General features: G+C 37.2%; 16 protein-coding genes. 2 read left to right on the top strand and 14 right to left on the bottom strand.

Annotated elements, in window-relative coordinates:
- Nucleotides 1-11: 11 nt before the first annotated feature.
- From mraZ to HF969_RS07620, 14 genes are all read right to left on the bottom strand, one after another.
- Entirely contained in the window at nucleotides 12-443 is a 432-nt protein-coding gene (mraZ, locus tag HF969_RS07685) for a division/cell wall cluster transcriptional repressor MraZ (protein ID WP_090290117.1), read from the bottom strand.
- 165 nt (nucleotides 444-608) lie between these two features.
- Entirely contained in the window at nucleotides 609-989 is a 381-nt protein-coding gene (locus HF969_RS07680) for a hypothetical protein (RefSeq protein ID WP_245694844.1), read from the bottom strand.
- 47 nt (nucleotides 990-1,036) lie between these two features.
- Nucleotides 1,037-1,240 (bottom strand): DNA-directed RNA polymerase subunit beta, encoded by a 204-nt coding sequence (locus HF969_RS07675; RefSeq protein ID WP_090290116.1) that lies wholly within the window; start codon nucleotides 1,238-1,240, stop codon nucleotides 1,037-1,039.
- A gap of 15 nt (nucleotides 1,241-1,255) precedes the next feature.
- On the bottom strand, nucleotides 1,256-2,320 hold the full coding sequence (mreB, locus tag HF969_RS07670) for a rod shape-determining protein (protein ID WP_090290115.1): 1,065 nt from the start codon (nucleotides 2,318-2,320) through the stop codon (nucleotides 1,256-1,258).
- Nucleotides 2,321-2,346: 26 nt separating this feature from the next.
- Nucleotides 2,347-3,660: a UDP-N-acetylglucosamine 1-carboxyvinyltransferase gene (gene murA / locus HF969_RS07665; RefSeq protein WP_090290114.1), complete on the bottom strand. Its 1,314-nt coding sequence runs from the start codon at nucleotides 3,658-3,660 to the stop codon at nucleotides 2,347-2,349.
- Between the two features lie 62 nt (nucleotides 3,661-3,722).
- Entirely contained in the window at nucleotides 3,723-3,890 is a 168-nt protein-coding gene (locus tag HF969_RS07660; protein ID WP_245694847.1) for a DUF1146 family protein, read from the bottom strand.
- Between the two features lie 245 nt (nucleotides 3,891-4,135).
- Nucleotides 4,136-5,347, bottom strand: a complete 1,212-nt coding sequence (locus HF969_RS07655; protein ID WP_090290112.1) for a hydroxymethylglutaryl-CoA synthase — start codon at nucleotides 5,345-5,347, stop codon at nucleotides 4,136-4,138.
- Between the two features lie 41 nt (nucleotides 5,348-5,388).
- Entirely contained in the window at nucleotides 5,389-6,630 is a 1,242-nt protein-coding gene (locus tag HF969_RS07650; protein ID WP_090290111.1) for a hydroxymethylglutaryl-CoA reductase, degradative, read from the bottom strand.
- Nucleotides 6,631-6,689: 59 nt separating this feature from the next.
- Nucleotides 6,690-7,328, bottom strand: a complete 639-nt coding sequence (gene upp / locus HF969_RS07645) for a uracil phosphoribosyltransferase (RefSeq protein ID WP_090290110.1) — start codon at nucleotides 7,326-7,328, stop codon at nucleotides 6,690-6,692.
- Nucleotides 7,329-7,355: 27 nt separating this feature from the next.
- Nucleotides 7,356-8,582 (bottom strand): serine hydroxymethyltransferase, encoded by a 1,227-nt coding sequence (gene glyA / locus HF969_RS07640; RefSeq protein WP_090290109.1) that lies wholly within the window; start codon nucleotides 8,580-8,582, stop codon nucleotides 7,356-7,358.
- Between the two features lie 48 nt (nucleotides 8,583-8,630).
- Nucleotides 8,631-9,656, bottom strand: a complete 1,026-nt coding sequence (locus HF969_RS07635; protein ID WP_090290108.1) for an L-threonylcarbamoyladenylate synthase — start codon at nucleotides 9,654-9,656, stop codon at nucleotides 8,631-8,633.
- Nucleotides 9,657-9,661: 5 nt separating this feature from the next.
- A complete protein-coding gene (prmC, locus tag HF969_RS07630; protein WP_168427187.1) occupies nucleotides 9,662-10,525 on the bottom strand; it encodes a peptide chain release factor N(5)-glutamine methyltransferase in 864 nt (287 codons plus the stop codon).
- Complete coding sequence (prfA, locus tag HF969_RS07625) at nucleotides 10,509-11,588, bottom strand: peptide chain release factor 1 (RefSeq protein ID WP_090290106.1); 1,080 nt, start codon at nucleotides 11,586-11,588, stop codon at nucleotides 10,509-10,511. Before prfA ends, prmC begins: the two co-directional genes overlap by 17 nt.
- A 54-nt stretch (nucleotides 11,589-11,642) precedes the next feature.
- A complete protein-coding gene (locus HF969_RS07620) occupies nucleotides 11,643-12,221 on the bottom strand; it encodes a thymidine kinase (protein ID WP_090290105.1) in 579 nt (192 codons plus the stop codon).
- Between the two features lie 194 nt (nucleotides 12,222-12,415).
- Between HF969_RS07620 and HF969_RS07615 the strand changes: the two genes are divergently transcribed.
- Together HF969_RS07615 and HF969_RS07610 are read left to right on the top strand one after the other, a co-directional pair.
- Nucleotides 12,416-13,756: a Mur ligase family protein gene (locus HF969_RS07615; RefSeq protein ID WP_090290104.1), complete on the top strand. Its 1,341-nt coding sequence runs from the start codon at nucleotides 12,416-12,418 to the stop codon at nucleotides 13,754-13,756.
- Nucleotides 13,757-13,769: 13 nt separating this feature from the next.
- The gene (locus HF969_RS07610) at nucleotides 13,770-14,423 is read left to right on the top strand and encodes a type 1 glutamine amidotransferase (RefSeq protein WP_090290103.1); all 654 of its coding nucleotides are present in this window, start codon (nucleotides 13,770-13,772) and stop codon (nucleotides 14,421-14,423) included.
- The last annotated feature ends 106 nt before the right edge of the window (nucleotides 14,424-14,529 follow it).

Here is a 14,529-nt window from a genome sequence, read left to right as displayed (position 1 = left end):
CCATTTACACTTTAAAATCCAAAATCAATCATTTCTTCTGCAATCGTTTCAAAATTTTCCTCAGCATCGATTGCAAAATCTTCCCAAAGTTCACTGCTCCAAATTTCGATACGGTCTGATACGCCAATCACACGACATTCCTTATCAATCTTAGCAAACTCCAGTAGATTTTTAGGTAAGTTAATTCGTCCTTGTTTATCAATTTCTACTTCAGTGGCAGCTGAATAGAAAAAACGAGCAAACTTACGTGCATCTTTTTTTGCAAGAGGTAATTGCTTTAATTTTTCTTCAATAGAATCCCAAGAACTTCTGGGATAACCAAATAAACATCCATCCAGTCCTCTCGTAACAATAAAACTCGTTCCGAGATCCGGACGAAACTTAGCAGGCATGATCAAGCGGCCTTTGGTATCGATATTATGTTGATATTCTCCAATTAGCACGACTTTTTCACACTCCTCTCCTAAGTTAATTTTATTCTACCACATACTCCCACTTTTCACCACATTATTCCAAAAAATACACAAAAAAAGACTTTACTAAAAAGTAAAGTCAAGTAAACCTTATTAAAAAGGGATTCTTAGCAATGGGGCAATGTGGTGATTAATTTAGAAAAAGATTGTCCGCCATCGTAATAAAACCATACCCACCAAATGAAAGACTAGTATATAAAAAAGAAGTTCACTTGCCGGCATATAAAAAGCTTTAAAGTAAAAATGATCCACTGATCGCATATAGTCATGCAAGTAGACACCTATTGCAAATGATGCAAACAAGAAAATAAAAGGTAATGTATTAAATCCGAAAATTAACCACCCAAAATCATAGATTAAAACAAATAAAGTTGGTAATAAGCAAATAGCTAGATTTAAGGGCCAGTCTGCAAAATAGGTAAAGTAAGGTTTGCCATATTTTTTCATTAATATAATCATCATAATAGGGATGATATATAGCACGAACTCAAATACAGAAAAATGACTCGTGTGCAAAGTATCCCTTCTTTCCTCTAAACAGATGATTTAGTTTTATGGTGAGTTTACTCAATAAATGTCAGCAAGTGCAACCAAGTATCCTGATTAAAAACTTCCCAATAATTCCCATCTCCTAAAACTGCATAGCCAATAATTAAACCTACAATAAAAATAATAACTAGGAGGATGATAAAAAGAAGGAGTTTAAAAATCCCTTTCATAATTTGTTTCAAAAGCGGATATCTCAAATAATTTAACTTCTCAGCCATGGTTTCACCCCTTAACTATTTCCAGATTGATCGCCAAATTTTTATAAACAGATTATTCTGTCTAGTTTTTTTGTTGTTCTTGTTTGGATCAACTAAACCCGAATCAATCCAATCCATCATCATACCAGTCCCTAATGCAACAGCATTCATTGGTTGGTCAGATGGAATTGCCGACACCTTAATTTGCTCAGTTATTAATAAATCAAGATCTTGAATCATGGCGCCTCCTCCTGTAATAACAAGACCCCGATCGTGGATATCTGCTATTATTTCTGGAGAAGCTTGTTCAATTACTCTTCTAATCGCTCTTACTATTTGTTCTAAAAGATCTTTTAAAGCGCGATATAAGTCATTTGAATCCACATTAATAGCTTTTGGTAAGCCAGTAACAAGATCACGGCCCTTTAATTCTTGATTATGGACATCTCTACCTTCGACCATTTGTGCACAAGCTAACTGGATTTTAATTCTTTCAGCCGATTGTATTCCGATTAAAAGTTGATATTGATCTTTAAAATATTGAATAATCGCTTCATCAAAATCATCCCCTGCTATTTTTATCGATTCTGCATGAAGAATTTCTCCCGAAGCAATAATAGCAATATCAGTTGTTCCACCACCTATATCTACAATCATACAACCTTTGGCAGAAAGAACATCTAACCCTGAACCAACCGCTGCAACCATTGGTTCAGCTTCTATTCTTACCCGTCCTGAAGTAACCTTTTGAACAGCTTCATATAAAGAAAGCTGTTCAATCTCACTTACATTCGTAGGAGTAGAAATTAAAACATTTGCTTTTCGAATTCCTCTACGAATATGGGCACGTCTGAAAAAGTGTAAAAGCATAGCTTCAGTTAAATCATAATCAGAAACAACCCCACCTTTTAAAGGCTGAATAACTTCTAAGGTTTCCGGTACTCTGCCACGCATTTCGTAAGCCTCACGGCCTACAGCTATAACTTCTTGACTTGATCGATCCACAGCAATTACGGCTGGTTCATTTAAAATAATGCCGCGGCCTTGTAAGTGAATTAAAACATTTGTTGTTCCTAAGTCAATACCTATATCTCTCGCCATTTTGATCATCCTTTCTGGATGAAATTTTAAGCAAACACAGCTGTGATAGCTGGTTTATTTTGAATAGATGGAATAGGTTGAATATTGACACGTTCAATGTTTGCTCCCAAGCGCGCGAGCTTTTCATGAAAAAGATAATAGCCGCGGTCAAGATACTTTAATTCTGAGACTCTTGTTAAACCTTTTGCTGTAAGACCTGCAATAATTAAAGCCGCCGCTGCGCGAAGGTCAGTTGCTTTAACTTGAGCGCCTGATAATTCAGAGGGTCCATACATGACTACTGTTTGTCGCTCAATTTTGAATTTTGCACTCATACGACGCAATTCTTCAAAATGCATAAAACGATTTTCAAAAACAGTTTCAGAAAGCGCAGAATCACCATTTGCTAGTAATTGTGCGATTGACATCTGAGCTTGCATATCTGTTGGAAACCCTGGATAAGGCAGCGTTTTAACATCTGTTGGCTTTAAAATTTTAGGGCCTATAACACGTACAGAAGATTCAAAAATATCAAATTTAACGCCCATTTCTTGTAATTTGCTAATGAGTGGCTTATTATGTTGAGCCACTGCCCCTTCAATTAAAACGTTACCATTTGTCACAGCCGCTGCAATCATAAAGGTGCCTGCTTCTATTCGGTCAGGCATAATTTCATAGTCTGTCCCAAAAAGCTTATCAACACCTTGAATACGAATCGTTTCACTACCCGCACCAAAAACTTTAGCACCCATTTTATTTAAAAAATTTGCTAAATCCACAATTTCTGGTTCTCTAGCGACATTTTCAATCACCGTTTCGCCTTTAGCCAATACAGCTGCCATCATAATGTTTTCAGTTGCTCCTACACTCGGGAAATCTAAGTAAATATTTGTCCCTACTAACTGATCCGCTCTCGCTTCAACATAACCAGCAGCGTTATTGATGCTAGCGCCTAAAGCCTCAAAGCCTTTTAAATGAAGATCAATTGGTCGTGTTCCAATCGCACAACCTCCCGGCATAGCTACACGAGCATGTCCAAACCGGGCTAACATGGGCCCCATCACCACAATCGAAGCACGCATTTTACTTACAAAATCATAATCAGCCATTGTCTTAACTTGACCCGTTGCATCTAAAGTCATTAGGTTTCTTGCCTGGTTAAACTTAGTTTTAAGATCAATATTCTTTAATAACTCATTCATGGTTATAACATCTGATAAGACAGGTACATTGCTCAGTCGAGTATTTCCTTCCGACGCCAAAATAGAAGCTGCTAGAATTGGTAAAACAGCATTCTTAGCACCTTCAACCTTGACTGTACCCTCCAAACGGTTGCCACCTTGTACAATTATTTCTTCCATTTTAAATAAATCCCCTTTTAAAGTCTATCGCTTTGGAGTAGGCGACAAACTCTACCACATGATTAGAGAAATATTGACAACAGGGTTTGTTGCAATATTTCAATGATTGTTATGAAGAATGAACTTGTCAGGTATCCCAAGCCGATACTACACATGATGCACAGATATCGATCCATTGCTTGATATTGGGGTTGTAAAAATTTCCGCCAATTTACCTTTGACAGGGCCATATAGGCCAGGATGACAAAAAGAATGTGAAAAAACAGTACTGCCATACCATTTACTATTGCGTACATTCAAACCAACCTTTCATGTTCGACATTATGATAGCATAAATACTCATTAAGTAAAATGTAAAAAAGACAAAAAATACTGTCAAAAAGATTTTATTACAGCATTTAACAATGAAAATGCCACTCCAATCCTATTTGACAGCATTGATTAATTATATTAATTTTTCAAGTCAAAATTATAACTAATTATTTTGTTGATAATACCGTCGGTGATGATCAATTTTTGCTAAATAGAATTCTCCTTCATGAACACTTGGCTCAAAATCAAATATACCATCATTTGATTCTAGGGTTTCCATATAGAGTGACTCATATTGATCGACACTTAACTTACGACGGCTCTCAAACATTTTTTCCAATTCTTTAGTCAAAATCACTTTACGAAAGCCTGCTTGCAATTCACCAAAGAAACATTCAGCTACCGCGCCTGAGCCATAAGAAAATAGAGATATTTTATCTCCTTCATGTAATGTTTGATCATAAATTAACGATGATAGTAAGCCTAAATATAGTGAGCCTGTATAGATATTACCTACATTTCTAGATAGTTGAATGGCATCATCATAATGAGCTTCCCAACGATCTAAAGCCTTTAATTTGATATTCACATTATCAATAAGTTGGGTATTCTCATTTAAAAATTGACGATATTGTTTGATAGCTTTTCGTCCCATCTTAGTAAAGGGTAGGTGAAACAATTGCACTTGATAATCTGTCCAAAATCTTGGTTTTCTTTTACCGACCTCTTCCATCACATTAACGAATGTTTGCGTATATAAGTCGGTCGAGAACTTACCGTCAACACGTGGGTAATTATCATATTGAGGGCGCCAAAAATCAAATTGATTGTCCGTGTATGCAATACTTTCTTCTTCGATTGCTAAAATTGCGGGATTAGCACTGATAAGCATAGCTATTGCTCCTGCTCCTTGAGTTGCTTCTCCAGATGAAGCTAGGCCATAACGAGCAATATCGGTTGTTACTACTAGAACCTTTCTTGAAGGCCTTAGACGAACATAGTCCACTGCCGCTTGTAAACCTGCTGTACCTGCGTAACAGGCCTCTTTTATTTCATAAGATCTTGCAAATCGATTAATTTTTAAGGCTTCATGCAAATAAATAGAAGCTGCTTTTGAATAGTCGAAAGCCGATTCAGTGGCCACAATTACTTGGTCAATTCGTTCACGATCCTCATTAGAAACAATCGGCAAAGCTGCATTAATTGCTAATGTAACTATGTCTTGCTTGTGATTTGTAACTGCCATCTGACTTTGACCGATGCCAATTGTAAATTTTGCTGGATCAACATTCCTTGCTAGGGCTAATTCCTCCATATCTACATATTGGGGTGGTATATACAAATGAATACGGTCGATTCCAACTTTGGTTTTCATCAATTTCCTCCTCAGTTTTTTCACTCATAGTAGATATTATCTTATGAATTTCTGATTTTGTCTAGCAAGTTCTTTGCAGTCTGAGAATTGAAATGATCGAGCCCTCTTAAATCATTTACTAACTTTTCAATCTCTTCACCTTCTGCTCCCACTTGAATAGCTAGACTACGAGCTTGTAAGCCCATATGACCTTTTTGAATTCCTTCAGAAACTAAGGCTTTTAAAGCCGCGAAATTCTGTGCTAATCCTACGGAAGCAATTATTTTTGCAAGTTCATTAGCTGTTGGTCGACCCAATAAGTCTAGCGACCATTGAGCCATTGGATGTATAGAAAGCGTCCCTCCCACGGTAGCAACAGGAAGCGGAAGATCCAAATATCCTTTTAAGCTTTGCTTCTTTTGATCATATATCCACCGACTCAATCCTTGATACATCCCCAGTCTACTCGCAAATGCGTGAATGCTAGCTTCAGCAGCTCGCCAGTCGTTTCCAGTAGCGAGCAAGACTGCGTCTACTCCATTCATAATCCCTTTATTATGAGTTGTTGCCCGATAAGGATCTAACTGGGCGTATTCACTAGCCATAGCGATTTTATGGGCAAGATGATGTGCTTTTTCGCAATTTTGGTGGAGGCTATTTATTGGAATTACTGCTTCAACTGTAACAAAACTTTGCGGGTTATAATTGGAAAGAATAGCCATGAGTAATTCTGCACCCGTATCTTTTATAATTTCTGCAGAAAGCTCCTCTAAAACAGTATTTAACGCATTAGCTCCCATTGCCTCGCATGGGTCAAACAAGAGGTAATAAGAATGGTATTGAATATTGTCGCCAAAAAAATTAGCATAATCAATTGAAAGGGGTCCCCCACCTCTTTCCACCATTCGATAAGCCACATTTTTGGCAAAGGCTAACCACTTATTTGAGTTTTTTGCTAAAGATAACTTAAGCGCTTCTTCAGATAGACCTGTTAATATAATTTGTCCTCTGATCGTTTTACGATTAGTTTTCGCTTGTATATTGCCTAAGTATTTGGCTCCATTAGAAGCAGCCGCTATCACTGAAGGTTCTTCGGTAACCATAGGTACCACATATTTTTTCCCATTCACTTGGATATTGGGCAAAATTCCCATCGGAAGATTAAAATTATAGAGATAATTTTCAATCATTTGATCGGCTCTAGCTTCCTCTAGAATAGGAAATTCAGCACAACTGCCTAAAAATCGATTGATATTTAAACGCCGTTGATGAATGGATTGGCGGTAAAACTTATTAAATGTCATCACTGTCTCCTTATAAAAAAACACAGGTAGAAAAATCTACCTGTGCAAGTTATTAAAACCTATTTAGTCCCGAAGATACGGTCACCAGCATCACCAAGTCCTGGTAGAATATATGAATTCTCATTTAAACATTCGTCCAAGGCAGCGGTGAAAATGTTGACAGTTGGAAAAGCTTCTTGAAGAGCCTTTACTCCTTCTGGAGCCGCCACCAAACACACAAAAGTGATGTTTTCTTTATCGACACCATACTTCTCGGTTAACTGTTTAAGAGCCGAAATAGCTGATCCTCCCGTAGCAAGCATAGGATCCACTACGAATACTTGGCGATCTTTAATATCAAGAGGAAGTTTAGCAAAATATTCCACAATTTCTAAAGTATCATGCTCACGATACAATCCAATATGTCCTACACGCGCTGCAGGAACCAAGGATAAAATACCATCTACCATACCTAAACCTGCACGAAGAATTGGAACGATTGCCATTTTTTTACCAGCAATTTGTTTTTGCTTAGTAACTGCTAATGGTGTTTCAATCTCAACTTCTTCTAGCGGCAAGTCACGAGTGACTTCATATGCCATTAACATCGCAATTTCATTGGTTACTTCACGAAAAACTTTTGTTGAAGCGTTTTTATCGCGAATAATCGTTAATTTATGCTGAATTAAAGGATGGTCGACTACCGTAAATTTTGCCATTCATTTTCCTCCTCAATCAATTGAATCTTAGTGATATGCGTTTAAAGGTTTATCAGCAACGATTGCTTCTGATTGCTTACGTAATTCAGCCAACTCAGATTCGTCTGCTTTAAGAGCTTTAACAATGATCTCCGCAATTTCACGTGCTTGATCTTCTTTAACACCTCTTGAAGTAATTGCAGGTGTTCCAACACGAATACCAGATGTTTCAACGAATGAACGTTGGTCATTTGGAATAGAGTTTTTATTAACTGTAATTGCAACTTCTTCAAGACGATTTTGTGCCCATTTACCTGAAATATCGAAGCCTGTTAAGTCTAACAACATTAAGTGGTTATCAGTTCCACCTGAGATTACACGTAGCCCTTTTTCATTAAACACTTCTGCCATCGCAGCAGCATTTTTAATAACTTGTTGAGCATACTCTTTAAACTCTGGTTGTAATGCTTCACCAAACGCCACAGCTTTAGCTGCGATAACGTGCTCTAATGGTCCACCTTGGATGCCTGGGAAAATAGCAGAATTTAGTTTCTTAGCATATTCTTCTTTGGCGGTTAAGATCATACCACCACGAGGTCCTCTTAGTGTTTTATGAGTAGTTGTAGTAACAACGTCAGCATATGGCAGTGGATTTGGATGCAGACCAGCTGCTACTAATCCAGCAATATGAGCCATATCTACCATTAAAATAGCGCCTACTTCTTTAGCAATATTGGCAAATCTTTCGAAATCAATAATACGTGAATAAGCAGAAGCACCTGCAATAATCATTTTTGGTTTTTCTTCACGAGCAATCTTTTCTAAAGTTTCATAGTCTAATTGCTCATTTTCATCAAGTCCGTAAGCTAGCATATGGTATGACTGGCCTGAGAAGTTTACAGGTGATCCGTGAGTCAAGTGACCTCCTTGAGATAAGTCCATACCTAATACTTTGTCTCCTGGTTGTAAGAAAGCACGGTAAACAGCTAAGTTGGCTGAAGAACCAGAGTGAGGTTGTACGTTAACATAAGTTGCTCCAAATAATTCTTTAGCCCGATCAATTGCTAATTGCTCTAATACGTCTACATATTCACAACCACCATAATAACGGCGTCCTGGATAACCTTCCGCATATTTATTTGTGAGAACTGATCCTTGAACCTTCATAACATCTTCAGAAACAAAGTTTTCTGAAGCGATTAATTCAATACCATGTGTTTGACGTTGGCGTTCTTTTTCAATCACTTCAAAAATTTCCGCATTAATACTTGACATATATAAAACCTCCATAAAAATAGTATACAACATATAGTTGTGGGTTAATTATAACACATATGATGACGCTTTCGTAACCCTATTCATAAAAGCAAGTGTTTTCTCATCATATTCTAACCCTTGGATATAAATTCTGTCACAGTTCGCTTTTTCCAAGGTTCGTAACCCTGAGAATAAGCGCTGAGTAGCACAGCTCCAATCATTAACTGGACCTAAAGAATAAACTTCTTTGACTTGTGGTAAATCTCTGAGTGCGAATATAATTTGGTCATCCGCCAATAATCCTACTGAAGCATCCGTTTCATTTATTAAGGTATACCACTCTTCGACACTTCTAGGGTATTTAACGAGATAGACGGGTTGCTTCGGACTATAGTGTCGATATTTGACACCCGGAGAAGCAACGGCCAAGTTACTTAGCTGCTTTTCTTCTGAAAGGATATTTACTTCACAAAAAAGTTCTTCTCGAAGCTGACTAGGTGTAATGTATCCCGGCCGTAAAACATCTACTTTGCCGTCATGAGGATAAACTACCGTTGATTCAACACCTACATCTGTGAGGTCTTGGCCATTATCAACGATACCAGCAATCACTCCATCAAAATCATTTAAAACATGTTCTACGCTTGTTGGACTAGGTTTTCCAGATAAGTTAGCGGAAGGCCCTACTAATGGAAGACCGACTAAACGAATTAGTTCGAGTGTCATTGCTTGATCTGGCATTCTGATCGCTACACTGTCTTTACCTCCGGTAACATTCGAAGCAACACGCCCTTGAGTTAACGGAAAAACAATAGTTAACGGCCCAGGCCAAAACGTATCCATTAACTTTTGTGCAAGTGGTGAAATTTCCTCTGTAAGATCCTGAACTTGGTTTTGGCTTGCCACATGGACAATGAGGGGGTTATCACTCGGTCTCCCTTTTGCTTGAAAGACCTTGGCCACTGCTTCTTCATTATTTGAAATCGCTCCTAAACCATAAACCGTTTCAGTTGGAAACGCCACTAACTCTCCTGCTTTTAAAAGATCAGCTGCTTTATGTAAATGATTGTGGTCAAATATGACTGTCTTCATTCTATTTACCCCTCTTTCATCATCGAGATATAACGTTCTTTATCTGCAAAATCACGACCGATTTGAATGTCACTTGCAGGAAAAGCAGCTTGAAAAATATTTTTAACGGCTTGACCTTGGGAAAAACCGATTTCAAAAAAAGCTGCACCCTTCTTCATTAAGCGTTGCGGCAAATGATTTGCAATTTGCTTATAAATAGCTAATCCTTCTTCTTTAGCATACAGGGCCAATTGAGGCTCATATTTTTTGACTGAAGCATCCATTAGTTCGACTTCATTTTTACCAATATATGGTGGATTCGATACCAACACATCAAAACACAGATCTTGATCAAGAGCTGAAAAAAGATCGGATTGGATAAAATTTATTTTTACTTGGTGATCAGCCGCATTTCTTGAAGCGATCTTTAAAGCTGCGCTAGAAAGATCGCTAGCATAAACTTCCCAATCCGGTAAAGCCTTCTTTAGTTCAATCGCTATGATCCCTGAGCCAGTTCCAAGATCTAAGACTTTTCCAGGAGGTAATGGAGCCATATATTTTACAGCCTTGTCGACTAAGCCAGCTGTTTCTTCACGCGGAATTAAGCAAGCTGGACTGACATGATATATATGGTCCATAAAATAAGCATATCCGCGAATATATTGAATCGGTTCATCCTCTACAATACGAGATAGGGCTTTCTCAAATTTAAGCACTTGTGCATTGGAGATTGGTTGATTTAGGGATTGAATGATTCGTGTTAAATCCCAGTCAAACAGTTCCATCCAATAATGTCTTGCTAAACTGGGGTCAAACCCCTGTTGGTTCAAAAAAAATGAAGCCTTTTGGAGGGCTTCATTTAATGTTATCCGCTTATGATCCTTGACCATTAAGTTCCTCCAACTTCTGGGTTTGGTCGTAAACAACCAGGGCATCAATAATTTCATCGATATTTCCTTGCATAATCGAATCTAATTGCTGAATCGTTAGACCGATTCGATGATCTGTTACACGATTTTGCGGATAGTTGTAGGTTCGAATGCGCTCTGAACGATCGCCGGTTCCTACTGCTAATTTTCTTTCCGAATCAAAAGCTTCTTGTTTTTCAGATTGAAGCATATCATAAACACGTGTTCTTAAAACTTTCATGGCTTTTTCTCTATTTTTTAATTGCGAGCGCTCATCCTGCATAGCAACCACTACCCCAGTTGGTATATGTGTCATGCGAACAGCTGAAGCTGTTTTGTTGACGTGCTGCCCGCCAGCACCTGAAGCATGATAAATGTCTACTCGAATATCATTTTCATCGATATTAAAATCGATTTCTTCTTGTTCAGGCATAACCACTACCGTAGCAGTCGAAGTATGGACGCGGCCTTGCGATTCAGTTTCCGGTACTCGCTGTACTCTGTGAGCACCATTTTCAAATTTTAGTTTGGAGTAAACTTTTTCGCCAGTGATCATTAAAGTTACTTCTTTATAACCACCAATACCGGTGATATTGGCTGACATTAACTCCACTTTCCACCCTTGGGCTTCTGCAAATTTAGTGTACATGGTTAAAAGATCGCCTGCAAATAGCTGGGCTTCATCTCCACCAGCAGCCCCTCTGATTTCCATGATAATATTTTTACCATCATTTGGATCGGCTGGAAGCATCATTAATTTTATTTCTTCTTCTAATTGGTCTTTTTCTTCTTTTAAGTCAGAAAGTTCAAGTTTGGCTAGTTCTACCATTTCTGCTTCTAAATTCCCAGCTAACATTTCTTCTGTATCTGTAATTTCATCTACAACCTGTTTATAACGCCTAATTTTAGCCACCTTTGGTCGCAAATCGGACTCTTCAATTGATAAATCTCTTAAACGATCTGAATCAGAAATAATCTCAGGATCACTCATCATTTCTATGACTTCCTCAAAGCGGAAGATTAATTGATCTAATTGTTCAAACATGACATTCTCCTCAATCTCATTATCTATTTATATTATAGCATCGTTTATAAAAATTTAAATTTTACCCGGGTTTTTATAGCATTTGCGGCAGACAGGTAAATAGGCTTCATTGCCACCAATTTGAATTTGGTCACCTTCATAAACAGGCTTCCCATCGAAAAAACGCAAATTCATAATCGCTTTCTTGTGACAGAACCAACAGATTGTCTTAATTTCTTCAATTTTATCTGCATATAAGAGCAAATATTTTGACCCTTCAAACAACTCATTGGTAAAATCATTTTTTAAACCAAAAGCCATCACTGGAATATCTAATTCATCAACTACCCTTGACAGCTCAATAATATGGTGTTTTTTCAAAAACTGCGCTTCGTCCACCAAAATACAATAAAGGCGTTCTTTTTCATGAGAGGCTTTGATCATTTCAAAAAAATCATCTTCATCAGAAACAGGGATTGCCTCACGATTGAAACCGGTTCGAGAAGATACTATCCCAACACCGTCACGATTATCAAGTGCTGATGTATAGATTTGGACAGCTTTATTTTGTTCCTCATAATTATGAGCAACTTTTATGATTTCGATCGATTTGCCCGAATTCATTGCTCCGTATTTGAAATAAAACTTAGCCATAGCCATACCCCTCTTATTTGTATTTTTATTCAACCTATTAATAATAGGTCATCTTGCATTTGAAAGTCAATCCTTTGCATATGATTCTATTTTATCATATCCAAGCTCCAGTCAAAAGAGATTCTTTCTTTCCAAATGACTTAAGGACTGATAGAATTAAACTACTTGTAATTAATTAAAAATGAGGTGGAACTATGCCATTACGTAATCAGATTGCCCGTATAATTGGCAAAACAAGCCGTTATTTGCTCACTAAATATACCCATGGTGGATCTTCGCTACCCGGTAAATTAGCTTTATCCATTGATCCCAACATTCTCGAAAATTTAAGTAAAAATTACCAGGTAATTGTAGTCACCGGTACGAACGGCAAGACCTTAACCACTTCGTTAATAGTCGAAATTCTAAAAGAAGCATTTCCTTTCGTGTTAACAAATCCGACAGGCTCAAATATGCAACAAGGAATTATAACTACTTTTCTAGATGCACCCCTTTTAAAAGAAGATCAAAAAGGGATGGCTGTTTTAGAAGTGGATGAAGGGTCTCTTAGTCATGTCGTCAAAGCATTGAAACCCGATTACTTTGTTTTTACTAACATTTTTAGAGACCAGTTAGATCGCTTTGGCGAGTTACATACGATTTTCCAGTTATTAAAAAATGCTGCTGAAAGTGCGCCATCTGCTAAAATTATTGCTAATGGCGACTTGCCAATGTTTAACTCATCAGAAATTAAAAATCAAAAAATCTTCTTTGGTTTTAATCATCAAAAGGATGAACCCGTCACTCCAAATCATAATACTGATGGCTTGCTTTGTCCTGAATGTGATCATATTCTTTCCTATAATATGTTAACCTACGCCAATCTAGGTAATTATTATTGTCAGAATTGTGGTTTTCGTCGGCCAGAGTTAAGCTATCAAGTTGATCAAATCAATGAACTAACACTTAGTCACTCACAATTTACTATCAATTCCGAACGCTTTGATCTTCCTGTAGCAGGAAAATATAATATTTATAATGCTTTAGCTGCTTATTCGGTGGCTAAAGAATTAGGTCTCGATACTGGTACTATTCGCCAAGGTTTCGAAAATGCTAAAAAAGTTTTTGGCCGTCAAGAAAGTATTCAAATAAAAAATAAAAAGGTTTTACTAAATTTAGTCAAAAACCCAGTTGGCCTAGACCAAGTGCTCGAGTTAATCGCTTATGATCAACATCCCTTTACTTTAGTCAATATTTTGAATAACCAATACGCTGACGGTACTGATGTTTCTTGGATTTGGGATGGTAATTATGAATGTTTAAACACGATGCCAGTTAAAGAGGTTATCACAGCTGGTGATAAAATTGATGATATGACCAAACGCCTAATCGTAGCTGGTCTTGATCAAACTTTAATCAAAAAAGCTGATTCCACTGAACAACTAATACACTTAATCGAAAATGCTAAGACAGAGAATATTCATATCTTGGCAACTTATACAGCCATGCTGAAATTAAGAGAAGAACTGAAAAAGTTAGGTTATATTGGTCAATGAGAGGAGGATAATAATGAAATCATTTAAAATCTGTCATTTATATGGTAATTTACTCAATACCTATGGAGACAATGGTAATCTGCTAATGTTACAATACTTGGCTAAGCAAAAAGACTTAGATGTTTCTACTGAAGTTGTTTCGATTGGAGATCAATTTGATCCTAAAGTGTATGACATTGTATTCTTTGGTGGTGGACAGGATTATGAGCAAAAGGTCATCGCAAAGCAGATCCAGTCCATTCGACCAAGTCTCAAAGAATATATTGAAAATGATGGAGTTGTCTTAGCAATCTGCGGAGGCTATCAATTATTGGGTCACTATTACGTCAATGCAAAAGGTGAAAAATTACCTGGACTGGGTATACTGGACCACTATACAGAAAGACAAATTAATAGCCGCTTTACTGGTGATACTAAGATTTATTCCGAATTATTCCAGCGTGATTTAATTGGCTTTGAGAATCATAACGGTGTCACATATTTAGGTGAAGGTGTTCATGCTTTTGGAAAAGTAAAAGAAGGATATGGTAATAATGGTCAAGACCAAACGGAAGGTGCCCATTATAAAAACACCTTCTGCACCTATTTCCATGGACCACTCCTCGTCAAAAATACTTGGCTGGGTGAAGAACTGATTGATCTGGCTTTAAAAAATAAAGATAGCTAATTCTAAAACTTGTTATGCCTTTTTTACTAAGGGACATAACAAGTTTTTTAATTGCAAACGGTTTGAAATTTACCTTTTACATGATACACTAATCTATAATGATTCT

The sequence above is a fragment of the Facklamia miroungae genome, assembly GCF_012396555.1.
GTDB classification, from domain to species: domain Bacteria; phylum Bacillota; class Bacilli; order Lactobacillales; family Aerococcaceae; genus Facklamia; species Facklamia miroungae.
The sequence above is the reverse complement of the archived record's forward strand: the minus strand, read 5'-3'. Positions and strand labels throughout refer to the sequence as shown.

Coding starts and splice junctions, on each gene's coding strand:
- HF969_RS07675 (WP_090290116.1), bottom strand. CDS start 1,240: ATGGCTGAGAAGTTAAATTATTTGAGATATCCGCTTTTGAAACAAATT.
- mreB (WP_090290115.1), bottom strand. CDS start 2,320: ATGGCGAGAGATATAGGTATTGACTTAGGAACAACAAATGTTTTAATT.
- murA (WP_090290114.1), bottom strand. CDS start 3,660: ATGGAAGAAATAATTGTACAAGGTGGCAACCGTTTGGAGGGTACAGTC.
- HF969_RS07660 (WP_245694847.1), bottom strand. CDS start 3,890: ATGGCCCTGTCAAAGGTAAATTGGCGGAAATTTTTACAACCCCAATAT.
- HF969_RS07655 (WP_090290112.1), bottom strand. CDS start 5,347: ATGAAAACCAAAGTTGGAATCGACCGTATTCATTTGTATATACCACCC.
- HF969_RS07650 (WP_090290111.1), bottom strand. CDS start 6,630: ATGACATTTAATAAGTTTTACCGCCAATCCATTCATCAACGGCGTTTA.
- upp (WP_090290110.1), bottom strand. CDS start 7,328: ATGGCAAAATTTACGGTAGTCGACCATCCTTTAATTCAGCATAAATTA.
- glyA (WP_090290109.1), bottom strand. CDS start 8,582: ATGTCAAGTATTAATGCGGAAATTTTTGAAGTGATTGAAAAAGAACGC.
- HF969_RS07635 (WP_090290108.1), bottom strand. CDS start 9,656: ATGAAGACAGTCATATTTGACCACAATCATTTACATAAAGCAGCTGAT.
- prmC (WP_168427187.1), bottom strand. CDS start 10,525: ATGGTCAAGGATCATAAGCGGATAACATTAAATGAAGCCCTCCAAAAG.
- prfA (WP_090290106.1), bottom strand. CDS start 11,588: ATGTTTGAACAATTAGATCAATTAATCTTCCGCTTTGAGGAAGTCATA.
- HF969_RS07620 (WP_090290105.1), bottom strand. CDS start 12,221: ATGGCTAAGTTTTATTTCAAATACGGAGCAATGAATTCGGGCAAATCG.
- HF969_RS07615 (WP_090290104.1), top strand. CDS start 12,416: ATGCCATTACGTAATCAGATTGCCCGTATAATTGGCAAAACAAGCCGT.
- HF969_RS07610 (WP_090290103.1), top strand. CDS start 13,770: ATGAAATCATTTAAAATCTGTCATTTATATGGTAATTTACTCAATACC.